The sequence below is a fragment of the Mycolicibacter arupensis genome (assembly GCF_002086515.1).
GTDB lineage: Bacteria > Actinomycetota > Actinomycetes > Mycobacteriales > Mycobacteriaceae > Mycobacterium > Mycobacterium arupense.
In genome coordinates this window covers 83985-99675 of sequence record NZ_MVHH01000010.1, presented here as the reverse complement: position 1 = coordinate 99675, position 15691 = coordinate 83985, and the positions used below count along the sequence as shown (strand labels likewise).

The following is a 15691-nucleotide window of genomic DNA, read 5'->3' as shown; positions in this document are numbered from 1 at the left end:
ACCGCCAAACGGTCTTCCTGGCAGAGTTTTCGCGACGACACAGAGGTTTTCTCTGCATAACAGACATCACGGACCCCGAGACTGGAGTCGCAACACATGAGTGATCACCGGCAAGTCCTCGACGAGGTCCGGCGCGGAATGATCCCAGCCCACATCTACAACGACGCCGCGATCTTCGAACTGGAGAAAGAGCGCCTGTTCCGCCGCGCCTGGATGTTCGTCGCGCACGAGTCGGAGATCCCGCACGACGGCGACTACGTCGTACGGCGCGTACTCAACGACTCGTTCATCATCGCGCGCGATTCCAAGGGCGACGTGCGGGCCATGTTCAACATGTGCCTGCACCGGGGAATGCAGGTGTGCCGCGCCGAGATGGGCAATGCCTCGAATTTCCGGTGCCCCTACCACGGCTGGTCCTACCGCAACGACGGGCGGATCCTGGGCCTGCCCTTCCATCAGGAGGCCTACGGCGGCGATGCCGGTTTCCAGAAGCGGGGCCAGACGCTGCTGCCGGCACCCAACCTTGCCAGCTACAACGGAATGATCTTCATCAGCCTGGACCCGCAGGCGCCGCCGCTGGAGGAATTTCTCGGGGACTTCACGTTCTACCTCGACTTCTACACCAAGCAGAGCCGTGGCGGCCTGGAGGTGCGCGGCCCACAGCGCTGGCGAATCAAGGCGAACTGGAAGATCGGCGTCGAGAACTTCGCCGGCGACATGTATCACACACCGCACACCCACGCCTCGGTCGTCGACATCGGACTGTTTCGTGAGCCGAAAGCGCAGAAGCGCAAGGACGGCGCCACCTACTGGGCGACTTGCGGCGGAGGAACGACCTACAAGTTGCCGCCGGGCACCTTCGAAGAGCGGATGCGCTACGTCGGCTATCCCGACGAGATGGTGCAGCGCATCAAACAAGTGTGGTCACCGGACCACCAGCGCGTGGTCAGCGACGACGGCTTCATGATCTCGGCCGCATCGTGTTTCCCGAACATGAGCCTGGTGCACAACTGGCCCAAGATCCAAGACAGCGAAGAAGTGTTGCCGTTCATATCGATTCGCACCTGGCAACCGATCAGCGAGAACGAAACCGAGGTGTACTCATGGTTTGCGGTCGATGCCGCAGCCCCAGAACAGTTCAAGCAGGACTCCTACAAGGCCTATCTGATGTGCTTTGGCTCTACCGGAATGTTCGAGCAGGATGATGTGGAGAACTGGGTCTCGCTGACCAACACCGCGGCCGGGTCGATGGCCCGCCAACTGCTGCTCAACGGCCGGATGGGTCTGCTCGCCGATGACACGCCCGTGGTCAATGCCCTTTCCCCCGAGCAGTTCCACGGTCCAGGGACCGCGCAGGTCGGCTACAACGAGAACAATCAGCGGGCGATTCTTCGGATGTGGGCAGACCACCTCGAGATGCCTCCCGTGGCGACCACCACCGCAGCCATGGGCGTCCACCGCGACGGCATCACCCCGCTGGTACAGACCAACGGCACGTCGGCATGCGAGGCGACCTATGAGGAGGCCCCGGCATGACACCGGCGCAACACAGCGAGCGCCCTGGGTTCCCCCGACCGACCTCGACCCAGAGCCCCTGGGAGCTTGCGGTTCTGGGTGGGGATGCTCCCAAGCACGTCCGTATCGGCAATCCCCTGCCCTTCAACGACGCCCGCCATCTGCAGGCACATCAGTTCATGGTCGACGAGGCGTATCTGCTGGACGCGCAGCACTACACCGACTGGCTGGACACGCTGACCGACGACATCCACTACTTCATGCCGGTTCGGGTGACCACTGCCGCCGGCGCCGGATTCGACACCTCACCGGGAATGGCGCACTTCGATGAGAACAAGTACTCGCTGAACCGCCGCGTGGCACGCTTTCAGACCGAACACGCGTGGACCGAGGATCCGCCTTCACGCCTGCGCCACCACATCACCAACGTCCGCACCTTTGCCTGCGACGACGAAGCGCATCTGATCGTCGAGTCAGCGGAACTGCTGTTCCGCAGCCGCGGCGACGTCAACGAGGCGGCACTGGTCTCCTGCGGCCGCGAAGACCTACTCCGGCTGACCGAACACGGCTGGAAGTTGGCGCGCCGCACCATCTATGTCGACGAATCGGTCCTGCGCATGCAGAACCTGGCGGTGTTCCTGTGAGTGGACTCGATGACCTGATCGCCCGTTCGGTCGGTGACACCATCACCATCGCGAACGAGTTCACCGAAGTGACCGTGCGCCGCGTCGACACCCGCAATGGGTCACGGCTGCTGATCACCTCACCGAGATCTGGACAGTGGATCAGCCTCGATGCGCTCGAACTTGAGGCGGTGACGTGGCAGAACGCCTACACTCTGGCCGCGATGGTCGGCAACATGCACCAACCGCTGCTGTCAGACGACAGTGACCTGCCGTGACGCGATGGCTGGACGGTAAACGAGCGCTCGTGGTCGGCGCCGGTTCGGGCATCGGTCGCGCCGTCGTGGACGCATTTCTCGCAGAGGGCGCCCGTGTTGCGGTGTTGGAACGCGATCCCGACAAGTGCTCCCTGCTGCGCAGCCAGCTGCCCCAGGTCCCGGTGGTCCAGGGTGACGCCACCACAGCCGAGGCCAACGAACAGGCGGTAGCGGCCGCGGTCGCGGAGTTCGGTGGACTGGACACCTTGGTCACCTGTGTAGGAATCTTCGACTTCTACAAGGGGATCACCGACATCTCGACGCAGGAACTGGCCCCAGCCTTCGACGAGATGTTCACGACGAACGTGCTGAGTCATCTGCAGTCGGTGAAGGCCGCCGTACCTGCCCTACGGGACCAAACCGGATCCTCGATCGTCATCACGGAGTCGGCATCGTCGTACTACCCCGGCCGCGGCGGCGTGCTCTACGTAGCCTCGAAGTTCGCCGTTCGGGGTCTGGTCACCACCCTGGCCTACGAACTCGCCCCGCACATCCGGGTCAACGGTGTGGCGCCCGGCGGAACCCTCAACACCGACCTGCGGGGTCTGCAGAACCTGGCACTCGACCACATCCGGCTGGACGACACCCCCAACCGGGCCCGCGACCTCGCGGCGCGCACCCCGCTTCATGTGGCACTCACCCCGCAGGACCACGCCTGGAGCTACGTCTTTCTGGCCTCGGACCGCGCCCGTGGCATCACCGCGGGAAGCACGCACCCCGACGGTGGATTCGGCATGGGTCCAGCACGATCCGCTCCGCCGGCAGAAGGCTGAGAGCATGGCCCACAACGATCTGGCGCCGCTCCGGCACGACATTGCGCAGGCATGCCGAGTCGCCGCCGCCCGGGGGCTGGTGGACGGCATTCTCGGACACATCAGTGCACGTGTCGACGACGAGCACCTGCTCATCAGGTGCCGCAGCGACTCCGACGACGGCGTGGCGTTCACCCGTTCCGACGACATTCGCCTCATCCGCTTCGACGGAACCCCTGGAATGCCAGGCGAATTGGACGGATACCGGGTCCCCAACGAGCTGCCGATTCACGTCGAAACGCTGCTGGCTCATCCCGAACACCGAGCGGTGGCCCATCTGCATCCGCCCGCCGTGGTGGCCGCCGACTTGGCGGGCATCACCCTAGAGCCGATCTACGGAGCCTTCGACATCCCGGGCGCATGGCTCGCGCGCCGGGGCATTCCGGTGTACCCGCGAGCCGTTTTGATCCGTACCGCCGAACTCGGCAAGGAGATGGTCGCCGCCATGCGGGGCATGCCGGTGGTGATCTGTCGCGGCCACGGCATCACCAGTGCCGCCGCCACAGCGGCCCAGGCGGTGCTACAGGCGATCAGCCTGAATCAATTGGCTTCGATGTCACTGCGTATCCGCTCCGCGGGCGGCACGTGCACGCCCATCGACGAGGCCGATTGGGCCGATCTGCCTGACCTCGGCCCATCATTCACCGCGGACGCCGTGTGGCGCCACGAACTCGCCCGGCTGGAGTGGCGATGACCGGTCAGGCGGAGATCAGTGCAGAGATCGCGGCGATCCACGCCGATTACGAGCGCGCGGGCGTCGAAGAATGCCAACCCCGACTGGACTATCCGCCCTACCGCAGCAGCACGCTACGGCATCCCAGAAGGGCGCTACACCTCGCCGATCCAGAGGCCGCCGAGCTCCAGGCGCCCTGCTTCGGCGAGTGCGACATCACCCACCTCGACGCAGATCTGACGACCCAGCACGCCGGCGTACCGATCGGTGAGCGCACGGTGGTGACCGGACGGATCGTCGACGGCAACGGCAGGCCCGTGCGCCGTCAACTCGTCGAGATCTGGCAGGCCAACGCCAGCGGCCGCTACATCCACCAGGGCGATCAGCACCCCGCGCCGCTGGACCCCAACTTCACCGGAGCCGGGCGTTGCCTTACCGACGACGACGGCATCTACCGGTTCACCACGATCAAGCCCGGCCCGTACCCCTGGCGCAATCACCACAACGCCTGGCGGCCAGCGCATATCCACTTCTCCGTGTTCGGTACCGCTTTCACGCAGCGGATGATCACCCAGATGTATTTTCCGGGCGATCCACTGTTCGCGTTGGATCCGATCTATCAGTCGATCACCGACCAGAGGGCTCGTGATCGGCTCGTCGCGGTCTACGACCACGACCTCACCAGCCACGAGTGGGCCACCGGCTACCGGTGGGACATCGTGCTCACCGGCTCATCAGCAACGCCTTTCGAGGACAACCATGACTGAGCTGACGGCCACCCCCGGGCAGACCATCGGCCCGTTCTTCGGCTACGCCTTGCCATTCGATCGGGGCAACGAACTGGTGCCTCCCGGCTCAGCCGGCGCCATCGCGCTACACGGCATCGTCACCGACGGCGCGGGGGCGCCCGTTCCCGACGCGCTGGTGGAGATCTGGCAGGCAGACTCCAGCGGCTCCGTGCCCACCTCCAGTTCGCTTCGGCGCGACAGCGACATCTTCACCGGGTGGGGACGCGCGGCTACCGATGCCGACGGCCACTACAGCTTCACGACGGTGAAACCTGGTGCTCTGCAACGGTCGACACCGTTCATTGCCGTCGCCATCTTTGCGCGGGGCCTGCTGAACCGGTTGTTCACCCGTGCCTATTTTCCGGGCGATCAACTCGAGACAGACCCATTGTTGAACTCCGTGGCGGCTGACCGTCGTCATACCCTCATCACGGTGCCTGATGAGCATGGATTTCGGTTCGACATCAGACTGCAGGGCGCTGACGAGACGGTGTTCCTGCGCTATCGGGGGCAGCCATGACCGACCTGCTGTGGCCCGGCGACCACCGGGCCGGGCTGATCTTCAGCGACGACGCATACCTGGCTGCGATGCTGCGGGTCGAAAGCGCCTGGCTCGGCGCACTTGTCGAATCCGGTATCGCACCGGCGGCGGCGCGGGCAGACCTGAGCGCAGCAGTCTCGGCAACTGACGTGGAAGCGGTGGCCGTGGCGGCCGAGGCAGCCGGCAACCCGGTTCCTGGCCTGCTCGACCTACTCCGCGAACGCACCGGCGGCGAACCGGCGCGCTGGCTGCACCGCGGCCTGACCAGTCAGGACGTCATCGACACCGCCCTCATGCTCTGCCTGCGCGACGCCCTGGACCGCATAGACAGCGAAATGCGCTCCCAGATAAAGCGATTAGCACTGCTGGCCGATACCTACCGTGACAGCCCCATGCTTGCCCGCACCCTGGCCCAACCCGCGCTACCGACCACCGTAGGCATGAAGTTCGGCCAGTGGCTCAACGGACTACTGGACGCCGCCGACTGCGTCCGAGCCCTACCGGAACTGCCCGTGCAGGCCGGCGGTGCCACAGGCACCATGGCGGCCGCCACCGAACTGAGCGGTTCACCCGTCGCCGCAGGCGATCTGTCTCGGCAACTGGCCGACACACTCGGTCTCGCCAATAGCCGACCGTGGCACACCACCAGGTCGATCATCAGCCGTGCGGGCGACGCCTTGGTGACGTGCTGCGACGCCTGGGGCCATATCGCCAACGATGTCTCAGCCGGCAGCCGACCCGAGATCGGTGAGCTGGCCGAGGGGCGCGGCGGCGGGTCATCGACGATGCCACACAAGAGCAATCCGGTGCTATCAGTCTTGATTCGACGCGCCGCGCTGGTAGCCCCCGCACAAGCCGCCGCGCTGCACACCGCATCGGCGGCGAGCGTCGACGAGCGCGCCGATGGTGGCTGGCACGCCGAGTGGGCAACGCTGCGGACCCTGGGCCGCCATGCCGTGGTGGCCGCGGCGCAGACAACCGCCTTGCTGAGCGGGCTGACCGTCGACACCGATCGTGCCGCAGCGAATCTCGCCGATGCCGGCGACCTGCTGGGGGAACAGCGCGCCATGGCTGAGTTGACCGGAAGCACAGCCCGTCCCGACTACTCGGGGGCGGCAGGACACCTTATCGACGCCGCGCTGCGACGCGCGCACCACCTGTTGGAGGAGACATGAGCGTGCCGCAGCTTGTCGGCACCGACTTCGGCGGCCCACCGGACGCCGACCTCCTGCTGCTCGGGCCGTCCCTGGGTACGTCGGCCAGCGCGCTGTGGGGCCCGGCAGCCGAGCGGCTCTCCGAGCATCTTCGTGTGATCGCATGGGACCTTCCTGGCCACGGCCAGAGTCCGGCGGACACCTTTCGCATACCGGATCTGGCCGCCGGAGTGCTGTCACTGGCCGATGAGGTCTTACCCGGCAGGTCATTTCACTACGCCGGAAATTCCGTCGGTGGCGCGGTGGGCCTGCAGCTGCTGATCGATGCCCCGGCACGGCTGTTGAGTGCCACGCTGCTGTGCACCGGCGCCGCTATCGGCCGCGCCGAGGATTGGGCTGCTCGAGCTGCCTCGGTTCGCGCTTCGGGAACCGGCGCGCTCGTCGAGGCCTCTCTACAGCGGTGGCTCGCTCCCGGCTTCATTGACCGAGAACCGCAGCGTGCCGCCGCGCTGGCAGATGCATTGCGGTCCACCGACGACGAATCCTATGCCCAGGCCTGCGAGGCGCTAGCCGCCTTCGATGTCACCGCATCATTGGCGGAGATCGCTGCCCCGGTGCTGGCCGTTGCCGGGTCGCACGACGTCGCCACTCCCGCAGATTCGTTGCGGCGCATTGCCTCCGGTGTGCGCAACGGTCGCGTCGTGGTCCTTGACGGCGTTGCCCACCTAGCACCCGTCGAGGCGCCCACTGCGACCGCCAACCTCATTGCCGACCACGTGGTGGTGCGCGACCCGGTTCACACCGCGGGCATGTCGGTGCGCCGTGAGGTCCTCGGTGACACGCACGTCGACGGCGCGATCGCCCGAACCACCGAGTTCACCGCGGACTTTCAGGAGCTGATCACACGGTATGCGTGGGGCAGCATCTGGACCCGCGATGGCTTGGACCGGCGCAGCCGATCGATCGTGACTTTGACGGCGCTGGTGGCCCGCGGCCACCACGAAGAGCTGGCGATGCATCTGCGCGCGGCACGCCGTAACGGCTTGAGCAACGACGAGATCAAAGAGGTGTTGTTGCAGACGGCCGTCTATTGCGGTGTCCCCGAGGCCAATACCGCCTTCCGGATCGCCACGCAGGTTCTCGCCGACTACGACGGCGCGGGCGGTTCTGTGTGAGTAGCACCGTGATCTGCGATTCTGCAGCCGAGGCGGTGTCGGGCGTCGCCGACGGCGCAACGATTCTGGTGGGCGGATTCGGCATGGCCGGAATGCCCACCACGCTCATCAATGCGTTGATCGCTCAGGGCGCCGGTGATCTCACCGTCGTCAGCAACAATGCGGGCAATGCCGATACCGGCCTGGCGGCGTTGTTGGCCACCGGCCGAGTTCGTAAGGTGATCTGTTCGTTTCCGCGCCAAGCGGATTCCTACGTCTTCGACGGCCTCTATCGGGCCGGCAAGATCGCTCTGGAACTGGTGCCGCAGGGCAACCTGGCTGAACGCATCCGCGCTGCCGGCGCCGGCATTGGGGCGTTCTACTGCCCGACCGGCGTGGGCACTCTGCTCACCGAGGGCAAGGAGATTCGGACCATCAACGGTAGGGATTACGCCCTGGAGTACCCCATTCACGGAGATGTCGCCCTGATCCGTGCCCACACTGGGGATCGCGCGGGAAACCTGGTCTACCGCAAGACCGCACGGAACTTCGGTCCGGTGATGGCCAGTGCTGCCACGCTGACGATCGCCGAGGTGTCACGGGTCGTCGACACCGGACAGTTGGACCCCGAGGCGATTGTCACGCCCGGAATCTATGTCGACCGGGTCCTGGAGACCGACTCGTGACGCAGGTCCCAGCGACAGCCATCGAGTACCTGGACCGCGGCCCGCTGAACCGCGACGAGCTCGCCGCCGTCATCGCCCGTGACATCCCGGCGGGCTCATACGTCAATCTCGGGATCGGTCAGCCGACCCTGGTGGCTGATCACCTCTCGCCGGCGGACGCCGTGATCCTGCACACCGAGAACGGCATGCTCGGTATGGGGCCCGCGGCACGGGGTGAGGACATCGATCCCGACCTCACCAACGCCGGCAAGATTCCGGTCACCGAGCTGCCCGGGGCCTCGTATTTCCATCACGCCGACTCCTTCGCGATGATGCGCGGAGGGCACCTGGACGTGTGTGTGCTCGGTGCGCTGCAGGTCAGCCAGCACGGCGATCTGGCCAACTGGCACACCGGCGAGCCTGGGGCGATTCCGGCGGTAGGGGGTGCGATGGATCTGGCCATCGGCGCCAAGGACGTCTTCGTGATGATGGACCTGTTCACCAAGGACGGTGCCGCGAAACTGGTTCCGTCGTGCACCTACCCGCTGACCGGCCTGCGCTGTGTCAGCAGGGTCTATACCGAGTACGCAGTGATCGACATCGACACGGCGTCGGGAACGGCGCGCGTACGAGAAACCTTCGGCACCACCGCGGCAGACCTCGCGGCAAGACTGCCGGTCCGTTTCAGCTGACGCGGCGGAGCACCGATTGCGGGCGCCACTACCGCATCAGAGCAGGCTCAGGATCCGATCGCCGGCAGCGCTGGTCGACAACTTCTGGTCTCCCCGCGTCGCCAGGTGCTTCTCGACCGCGGCATCGACCCGCGCGGCGGCCTCCTGCTCGCCGATGTGGTCGAGCAGCATGGCCACCGATGTCACCGCGGCGGTCGGGTCGGCGATGCCCTGCCCGGCGATGTCGGGGGCACTGCCGTGCACCGGCTCGAACATCGAAGGGTTGACTCCGGTGGCGTCGATGTTGCCGCTGGCCGCCAGGCCGATACCACCGCAGACTGCACCCGCGAGGTCGGTGATGATGTCGCCGAACAGATTGTCGCTGACAATCACGTCGAAGCGGCCCGGATCGGTGACCATGTAGATGGTGGCGGCATCGACGTGGGTGTAGGCGGTCTCGACGTCCGGGTATTCCTTACCGATCTCGGCCACCGTGCGGGTCCACAGCGAGCCGGCGTAGGCCAGCACGTTGTTCTTATGCACCAGGGTGAGGTGCTTGCGCCGGGCGCGCGCCTTCTCGAAGGCGAAGCGCACCACCCGGGCCACGCCGAATGCGGTGTTGACGCTGACTTCGGTGGCGACTTCGTGCGGCGTGCCGACCCGGAGCGCTCCCCCGTTGCCGGTGTAGGGCCCCTCGGTGCCTTCGCGCACCACCAGGAAGTCGATCTCGGGCGGGTCGGCCAGCGGGCTGGCCACCCCCGGGTACAACCGGCTGGGACGCAGGTTGACGTGGTGGTCCAGCGCGAAACGCGCGCTCAGCAGTAGCCCACGCTCGAGCACGCCCGAGGGCACTGACGGGTCGCCGATGGCCCCGAGCAGGATCACATCGTGACCCCGGATCTCTTCAAGCACCGAACCCGGGAGAATCTCACCGGTGGCGTGATACCGCCTGGCGCCCAAGTCATATTCGGTCTTCTCGGTGCCCGGCAGCACCGCGTCGAGCACCTTGACTGCTTCGGCGATGACTTCCGGACCGATCCCGTCGCCGGGGATCACGGCAAGCTTGAGGCTCATGACAGGTCTACCTCTTCAATCTTGTTGGCGCCGACCGCTGCGGTGATCGCCGACTGCACGTCGGCGGGCACCTGACGGTCGACCCGCAGCAGCACCGTCGCGGCGGGGCCTTCGGCGTCCTCGGACAGCTGCGCGGCGTGGATGTTGATACCGGCTGCGCCCAGCAGAGTGCCGATCTTGCCCAGCGCACCGGGCTGGTCGGAGTAGTTGATGATCAGGTTGACACCCTGAGCCCGCAGGTCGAAGTGCCGACCATTGATCTCGACGATCTTCTCCACCTGCTGGGTGCCCGACAGTGTGCCGGCCACGGTGACCGCCGAGCCCTCTGCGGTGACCGCCCGGAGCTCAACGACGCTGCGGTAGTTGGGGCTTTCGGTGGAGGTGCCGATCTCGGCGTCCACGCCACGCTCGGCGGCCAGGGCCGGTGCGTTGACGAACGTCACCGGGTCTTCGATGACGGCCGAGAACAGTCCGCGCAACGCCGACAAGCGCAGCACCCCGACATCTTCGGCAGCCAATTCGCCGCGTACCTGCACCGACAGTGACACCGGCAGCCCGTCGGAAAGCGCCCCCGCCAGCAGCCCGAGTTTGCGTACCAGGTCCAGCCAGAGCGCAACTTCCTCACTGACCGCGCCACCGCCGACGTTGACGGCGTCGGGTACGAATTCGCCCGCCAGCGCCAGTTTCACGCTCTTGGCCACATCGGTTCCGGCCCGGTCCTGAGCTTCCGCGGTCGAGGCGCCCAGGTGCGGGGTCACCACCACCTGCGGCAGGTCGAACAGGGGCGAGTCGGTGCACGGCTCGGTGGCGAACACGTCCAGTCCGGCGGCCCGGACGTGGCCGCTGGTGATCGCCTCGGCCAGCGCCGCCTCGTCGATCAGTCCACCGCGGGCGGCGTTGACGATGATCACCCCGGGCTTGGTCTTGGCCAGGTTCTCCTTGCCGATCAGACCCGCGGTTTCCGGGGTCTTCGGCAAGTGCACCGAGATGAAGTCAGCGCGGCCGAGCAGCTCGTCGAGGGGCAGCAGCTCAATGCCGAGCTGGGCGGCGCGGGCGGCCGACACATAGGGGTCGTAGGCCACGATGTGCGCACCGAACGCAGCGAGCCGCTGGGCGACCAGCTGCCCGATGCGGCCCAGTCCGACCACCCCGACGGTGTGGTCGTAGATCTCGGTGCCGGAGAACGACGACCGCTTCCACTGCTTGCCGTGCAGCGAGGCGTCGGCTGCCGGGATCTCGCGGGCCGCGGCGAGCATGAGCGCGATCGCGTGCTCGGCGGCGCTGTGAATGTTCGAGGTCGGGGCGTTGACCACCAGCACGCCGCGGGCGGTTGCTGCCTCAACGTCGACGTTGTCGAGGCCGACACCGGCGCGGGCCACGATCTTGAGCTTGGTGCCGGCCGCGAGGACCTCCGCGTCGACGGTGGTGGCCGAGCGCACCAGCAGCGCATCGGCTTCGGGCACGGCGGCCAGCAGCTTCTCCCGGTCCGGGCCGTCCACCCAGCGAACCTCAACCTGGTCACCGAGGGCGGCGACGGTGGATTGGGCAAGTTTGTCAGCGATCAACACCACGGGCAGAGTCACCCGGACAGCCTAGTGGCCGGTCGCAAGCCCGGCGGAGCCGGGCGCAGCGGGCCGGCCACCCATCAACACAGCGCCGGTCGCAAGCCCGGCGGAGCCGGGCGCAGCGGGCCGGCCAGCCAGGCGGTGAGATTGCGCGGCGGGCCGACGCTACGCCGGTTTCTCCTGCCTGAGTGCAATCTCGCGACTAGGGAGCCACTTCCTGTCAGACCCCCGGCGCACCCTGAGGTCAATTGGACCCGAGGAAGGGGCGCACCTATGTGCTGGAAATGCGATCACCCGGACAGCACCGTCGAGCAGTGGCTGGACGCCATTCGTGCCACGGTGGACAAACACGGTTGGGCGGTGCAGTACGTGGAGAGTGACCGTGCGCCCTACGCGTACACGGTCGGCCTGCACGAACACGGGCTGCCCGAGCTGCTGGTGACGGGCCTGCCGCCGGAGCGGACGGCCCGGTTACTCAATAGTGTGGCCGGCTATTTGATGCGCGGCGGCCGGCCGCTGCCCGGCGAATGGATCGAGGCACCTGACGGCCAGCTGATCGCTGTGGTCGCGGTGGAGCATCCAGATGCACACATGAACGTGGCAATCGCCTTCTATGGCCGCAGTGTGCGGGCGCTGCAGCTGGTGTGGCCAGATGAGCGCGGCCACCGGCCGTGGTGCCCCGAGTTCGACAACGGTGGCGTCCGACAGCCGGTACTGGGGGTGCACCCGGATCTGGCCGCATAGCGCAGGGCGCTCCCTAGTATCGACGGATGGACGTCACCGTCGTAGGTAGTGGACCCAACGGCCTTGCAGCCGCCGTCATCTGTGCCCGTGCCGGCCTGTCGGTTCAGGTTCTGGAAGCTCAGCCCACTTTCGGCGGCGGTGCACGCACCGCCTCGGATCCGGAGTTCCCCGACGTCAGCCACGACATCTGCTCGGCTGTACATCCGCTGGGCCTGGCGTCGCCGTTCTTCACCGAGTTCGATCTTGCCGCCCGTGGCGTGCAACTGACGGCACCGGCGATCTCTTACGGCAATCCACTGGACGGCCGGCCCGCCGCGATCGCCTACCACGACCTGGACCGCACCTGCTCGGAGTTGGAGCATGGTTCGTCCTGGCGACGCCTGCTGGGACCGTTGGTCTCGCACAGCCAAGCCGTGGTGGAGTTTCTCCTGGGCGACAAACGTTCCGTGCCGTCGGGGATCGCAACCGTGGCTCGGTTGGGCGTGCGGATGGCCGAACAGGCCGGCCCGGCCTGGAATGCGACGCTGGCCGGCGACGACGCCCGTGCGCTCTACACCGGGGTCGCCGCCCACACGATCTCTCGACTGCCATCGGTGACCTCGGCCGGTGCCGGCATGATGCTGGCGACCCTGGGCCACACCGTCGGCTGGCCGATACCCGTCGGGGGCAGTCAGGCGATCACCGATGCCCTTATCGCGGACCTGACCGCGCATGGCGGCCAGCTGGCAGCGGAATCGCCGGTACGCACCCCGCCCGGCGGCGTGGTGCTGTATGACACCGCCCCGACCGAGCTGCTGTCGATCTATGGGGATGCCCTCCCAGGGCGGTATGCACGGGCACTGCGCCGGTACCGGTTCGGTGCTGCGGCGGCCAAAGTCGATTTCGTGCTCAGCGACGAAGTGCCGTGGCGCGATCCCCGCCTGGCACTGGCGCCCACGCTGCACCTCGGGGGTGATCGCACGCAGATGGCCCGGGCCGAAGCCGCGATCGCCGCCGGGCGGCATGCACAGCAGCCGATGATCCTGGCCGCGCTGCCGCATCTGGTCGACGCGTCCCGCATCGACACCGCGGGGCGCCGCCCGATGTGGGCGTATGCGCACGTTCCGGCCGGGTCACCCATCGACCAGGCCGAATCCGTCATCGCCGGTATCGAGAGGTTCGCTCCGGGATTCCGGGACATCGTGGTGGCGGTCCGGTCCGTCCCGGCCGCGCAGTTGCCCCACCACAACGCCAACTACGTGGGCGGAGACATCGCCGCCGGAGGCAACAACGCCTGGCGGGCTCTCGCCGGACCGACGCCTCGGCTGAACCCTTGGGCCACACCACTTCCCGGGGTCTACCTCTGTTCGGCAGCAACACCGCCCGGCGCCGGCGTCCATGGCATGGCGGGGTACTACGCCGCCCGCACACTGTTGCGGCGGGAGTTCGGATTCGACCGGCTGCCTAGCCTGGCGCCCTGACAGTCCGGCCCCTCGGGCGCGCGGCTTCCGCCAACCAGCGAATGCCAAGCTGAGCAAGCCTCAAACGCATTGCACATATTTTTCCCAGATAACTAGAGACTTTCTGTCAGCTTTGATATAGCCTCCAGCTAACTCGTGTCGGGCATCACAGCGTTTGCTCAAAGTGGCGCGAGTCATACCGTAAGGAGAGGCTATGCACACCACCCTTCGCCCGCTTGCCTTAGCGGGCGCCGCTGTCATCGGCGCCGGCGCAATCGCCGCCACTCCCGTGGTCGTCGCCCCCACGAACGTGCACATGCCGGCCATCGAGCTCACCGCCGACGGCAGCGGCCTGCTCGACGGCGTGGACTTCTCGGGCCTCTTCTCCGGCCTGGGTGACTTGCTGAGCGGCCTTGACCTGTCCGGCATCATCAACGACCTGTTCACCAACCTCGACCTGTCGGGCATCTTCAGTGACCTGTTCGCCAACCTCGACCTGTCGGGCATCTTCAGTGACCTGTTCACCAACCTCGATCTGTCCGGACTCTTCAGCGGACTGACCGACCTGTTCGCCAACTTCGACCTGTCCGGCATCATCAGCGACTTGTTCGCCAACTTCGACCTGTCCGGACTCTTCAGCGGACTGACCGACTTGTTCGCCAACTTCGACTTGTCCGGCATCTTCGGCAACTTCTTCGAGAACTTCGACCTGTCGGGGATCTTCGAGAACTTCGATTTGTCCGAGCTGTTCTCCGGGCTGGACCTGTCTGCCTTGTTTGACGGCCTGTTCGACGGCCTGTAACCACCGGCGCCGACGGATCGGGGCGGATGGGAGACCACCCCGATCACGTCGAACCGGTGCCATAAAGCGAGTGGCCCCTTCCGCGGAAGGGGCCACTCGTTCTTCTAGCTCTTCGTGCTCGCCGTTGGTCAGGCGGTTTCGGTGATGGGCCGATCCACCCAGCTCATCAGGTCGCGCAGCTTCTTGCCGGTGACCTCGATGGGGTGCTCGGCGTTCTCCTTGCGCAGACCTTCGAGTTCCTTGTTGCCACCCTCGACGTTGGCCACCAGCCGCTTGACGAAGGTGCCGTCCTGGATGTCGGAGAGGATGTCGCGCATCCGCTGCTTGGTGTCGGCGTCGATCACCCGCGGCCCGGACAGGTAGCCACCGAACTCCGCGGTGTCGGAAACGGAGTAGTTCATCCGGGCGATGCCGCCCTCATACATCAGGTCGACGATCAGCTTGAGCTCGTGCAGCACCTCGAAGTAGGCCATCTCCGGGGCGTAGCCCGCCTCGACCATGACCTCGAAACCGGCCTTGACCAGTTCTTCGGTGCCGCCACACAGCACGGCCTGCTCCCCGAAGAGGTCGGTCTCGGTCTCTTCCTTGAAGGTGGTCTTGATGACGCCGGCACGGGTGCCGCCGATGCCCTTGGCGTACGACAAGGCCAACGCCTCGCCCTCGCCGTTGGGGTCCTGCGCGACCGCGATCAGCGAGGGCACACCCTTGCCGTCGACGAACTGCCGGCGCACCAGGTGCCCGGGGCCCTTGGGCGCGACCATTCCGACGGTGATGTCGGCGGCCGGCTTGATCAGGCCGAAGTGGATGTTGAGGCCGTGGCCGAAGAACAACGCGTTGCCCGCCACCAGGTTCGGCTCGATGTCATTGGTGAAGATCTCGGCCTGCGCGGTGTCGGGGGCCAGCAGCATGATCACGTCTGCCCACTTGGCGACCTCGGCCGGCGTGTCGACCTCGAGGCCCTGCTCGGTGACCTTCTCGCGCGACTTTGAGCCTTCCTTGAGGCCCACCTTGACCTGCACACCGGAGTCCCGAAGGCTCAGCGAGTGCGCGTGGCCCTGGCTGCCGTAGCCGATAACTCCGACCTTGCGGCCCTGAATGATCGACAGGTCGGCGTCGTCGTCGTAGAACATCTCAACTGCCACTGGTTTTCTTCC

The 15691-nt window shown here is 66.5% G+C and carries 17 protein-coding genes; 14 read left to right on the top strand and 3 right to left on the bottom strand.

From position 1 onward, the window contains the following. Window positions 1-96 precede the first annotated feature (96 nt). The 11 genes from BST15_RS07365 to BST15_RS07315 are packed head-to-tail and all read left to right on the top strand — an operon-like array spanning window position 97 to window position 8934. Window positions 97-1536, top strand: coding sequence for a Rieske 2Fe-2S domain-containing protein (locus BST15_RS07365; protein WP_046187777.1), 1440 nt, complete (start codon window positions 97-99; stop codon window positions 1534-1536). Beyond that, on the top strand, window positions 1533-2159 hold the full coding sequence (locus tag BST15_RS07360; protein WP_083070883.1) for a 3-phenylpropionate/cinnamic acid dioxygenase subunit beta: 627 nt from the start codon (window positions 1533-1535) through the stop codon (window positions 2157-2159). Before BST15_RS07365 ends, BST15_RS07360 begins: the two co-directional genes overlap by 4 nt. After that, window positions 2156-2416: a hypothetical protein gene (locus BST15_RS07355; protein WP_046187776.1), complete on the top strand. Its 261-nt coding sequence runs from the start codon at window positions 2156-2158 to the stop codon at window positions 2414-2416. The genes BST15_RS07360 and BST15_RS07355 overlap by 4 nt, the downstream gene beginning before the upstream one ends. Next, window positions 2413-3228 (top strand): 3-(cis-5,6-dihydroxycyclohexa-1,3-dien-1-yl)propanoate dehydrogenase, encoded by an 816-nt coding sequence (gene hcaB / locus BST15_RS07350; RefSeq protein WP_046187775.1) that lies wholly within the window; start codon window positions 2413-2415, stop codon window positions 3226-3228. Before BST15_RS07355 ends, hcaB begins: the two co-directional genes overlap by 4 nt. 4 nt (window positions 3229-3232) lie before the next feature. Continuing rightward, window positions 3233-3961: a 3,4-dihydroxyphthalate decarboxylase gene (gene phtC, locus BST15_RS07345; protein WP_046187803.1), complete on the top strand. Its 729-nt coding sequence runs from the start codon at window positions 3233-3235 to the stop codon at window positions 3959-3961. Then, a complete protein-coding gene (gene pcaH, locus BST15_RS07340; protein ID WP_046187802.1) occupies window positions 3958-4707 on the top strand; it encodes a protocatechuate 3,4-dioxygenase subunit beta in 750 nt (249 codons plus the stop codon). Before phtC ends, pcaH begins: the two co-directional genes overlap by 4 nt. Continuing rightward, the gene (pcaG, locus tag BST15_RS07335) at window positions 4700-5248 is read left to right on the top strand and encodes a protocatechuate 3,4-dioxygenase subunit alpha (protein WP_046187774.1); all 549 of its coding nucleotides are present in this window, start codon (window positions 4700-4702) and stop codon (window positions 5246-5248) included. Before pcaH ends, pcaG begins: the two co-directional genes overlap by 8 nt. Then, window positions 5245-6444, top strand: a complete 1200-nt coding sequence (gene pcaB, locus BST15_RS07330) for a 3-carboxy-cis,cis-muconate cycloisomerase (RefSeq protein ID WP_046187773.1) — start codon at window positions 5245-5247, stop codon at window positions 6442-6444. The genes pcaG and pcaB overlap by 4 nt, the downstream gene beginning before the upstream one ends. Continuing rightward, on the top strand, window positions 6441-7598 hold the full coding sequence (pcaDC, locus tag BST15_RS07325; RefSeq protein ID WP_046187772.1) for a bifunctional 3-oxoadipate enol-lactonase/4-carboxymuconolactone decarboxylase PcaDC: 1158 nt from the start codon (window positions 6441-6443) through the stop codon (window positions 7596-7598). Before pcaB ends, pcaDC begins: the two co-directional genes overlap by 4 nt. Continuing rightward, window positions 7595-8263, top strand: a complete 669-nt coding sequence (locus tag BST15_RS07320; protein ID WP_046187771.1) for a 3-oxoacid CoA-transferase subunit A — start codon at window positions 7595-7597, stop codon at window positions 8261-8263. Before pcaDC ends, BST15_RS07320 begins: the two co-directional genes overlap by 4 nt. After that, the gene (locus BST15_RS07315; RefSeq protein ID WP_046187770.1) at window positions 8260-8934 is read left to right on the top strand and encodes a 3-oxoacid CoA-transferase subunit B; all 675 of its coding nucleotides are present in this window, start codon (window positions 8260-8262) and stop codon (window positions 8932-8934) included. Before BST15_RS07320 ends, BST15_RS07315 begins: the two co-directional genes overlap by 4 nt. A gap of 36 nt (window positions 8935-8970) precedes the next feature. Here BST15_RS07315 and BST15_RS07310 read toward each other — a convergent pair whose 3' ends face one another. Further along, window positions 8971-9987: a 3-isopropylmalate dehydrogenase gene (locus BST15_RS07310; protein WP_046187769.1), complete on the bottom strand. Its 1017-nt coding sequence runs from the start codon at window positions 9985-9987 to the stop codon at window positions 8971-8973. Further along, the gene (gene serA / locus BST15_RS07305; protein ID WP_046187768.1) at window positions 9984-11570 is read right to left on the bottom strand and encodes a phosphoglycerate dehydrogenase; all 1587 of its coding nucleotides are present in this window, start codon (window positions 11568-11570) and stop codon (window positions 9984-9986) included. Before serA ends, BST15_RS07310 begins: the two co-directional genes overlap by 4 nt. Window positions 11571-11825: 255 nt before the next feature. Here serA and BST15_RS07300 point away from each other — a divergent pair, with 255 nt between their 5' ends. From BST15_RS07300 to BST15_RS07290, 3 genes are all read left to right on the top strand, one after another. Then, complete coding sequence (locus tag BST15_RS07300; protein WP_046187767.1) at window positions 11826-12296, top strand: DUF4262 domain-containing protein; 471 nt, start codon at window positions 11826-11828, stop codon at window positions 12294-12296. 26 nt (window positions 12297-12322) lie between these two features. Beyond that, entirely contained in the window at window positions 12323-13756 is a 1434-nt protein-coding gene (locus BST15_RS07295) for a phytoene desaturase family protein (protein WP_046187766.1), read from the top strand. A gap of 193 nt (window positions 13757-13949) precedes the next feature. Then, window positions 13950-14537, top strand: a complete 588-nt coding sequence (locus BST15_RS07290; protein ID WP_046187765.1) for a hypothetical protein — start codon at window positions 13950-13952, stop codon at window positions 14535-14537. Window positions 14538-14665: 128 nt separating this feature from the next. Here BST15_RS07290 and ilvC read toward each other — a convergent pair whose 3' ends face one another. Further along, entirely contained in the window at window positions 14666-15667 is a 1002-nt protein-coding gene (gene ilvC, locus BST15_RS07285; RefSeq protein ID WP_188108957.1) for a ketol-acid reductoisomerase, read from the bottom strand. Window positions 15668-15691 lie beyond the last annotated feature (24 nt).

Excerpts from the sequence above, each read along its gene's own strand:
- BST15_RS07310 (WP_046187769.1), bottom strand. The coding sequence starts at position 9,987 with ATGAGCCTCAAGCTTGCCGTGATCCCCGGCGACGGGATCGGTCCGGAA.
- pcaH (WP_046187802.1), top strand. The coding sequence starts at position 3,958 with ATGACCGGTCAGGCGGAGATCAGTGCAGAGATCGCGGCGATCCACGCC.
- BST15_RS07300 (WP_046187767.1), top strand. The coding sequence starts at position 11,826 with ATGTGCTGGAAATGCGATCACCCGGACAGCACCGTCGAGCAGTGGCTG.
- pcaB (WP_046187773.1), top strand. The coding sequence starts at position 5,245 with ATGACCGACCTGCTGTGGCCCGGCGACCACCGGGCCGGGCTGATCTTC.
- BST15_RS07360 (WP_083070883.1), top strand. The coding sequence starts at position 1,533 with ATGACACCGGCGCAACACAGCGAGCGCCCTGGGTTCCCCCGACCGACC.
- phtC (WP_046187803.1), top strand. The coding sequence starts at position 3,233 with ATGGCCCACAACGATCTGGCGCCGCTCCGGCACGACATTGCGCAGGCA.
- BST15_RS07295 (WP_046187766.1), top strand. The coding sequence starts at position 12,323 with ATGGACGTCACCGTCGTAGGTAGTGGACCCAACGGCCTTGCAGCCGCC.
- BST15_RS07290 (WP_046187765.1), top strand. The coding sequence starts at position 13,950 with ATGCACACCACCCTTCGCCCGCTTGCCTTAGCGGGCGCCGCTGTCATC.
- pcaG (WP_046187774.1), top strand. The coding sequence starts at position 4,700 with ATGACTGAGCTGACGGCCACCCCCGGGCAGACCATCGGCCCGTTCTTC.
- ilvC (WP_188108957.1), bottom strand. The coding sequence starts at position 15,667 with ATGTTCTACGACGACGACGCCGACCTGTCGATCATTCAGGGCCGCAAG.
- BST15_RS07365 (WP_046187777.1), top strand. The coding sequence starts at position 97 with ATGAGTGATCACCGGCAAGTCCTCGACGAGGTCCGGCGCGGAATGATC.
- pcaDC (WP_046187772.1), top strand. The coding sequence starts at position 6,441 with ATGAGCGTGCCGCAGCTTGTCGGCACCGACTTCGGCGGCCCACCGGAC.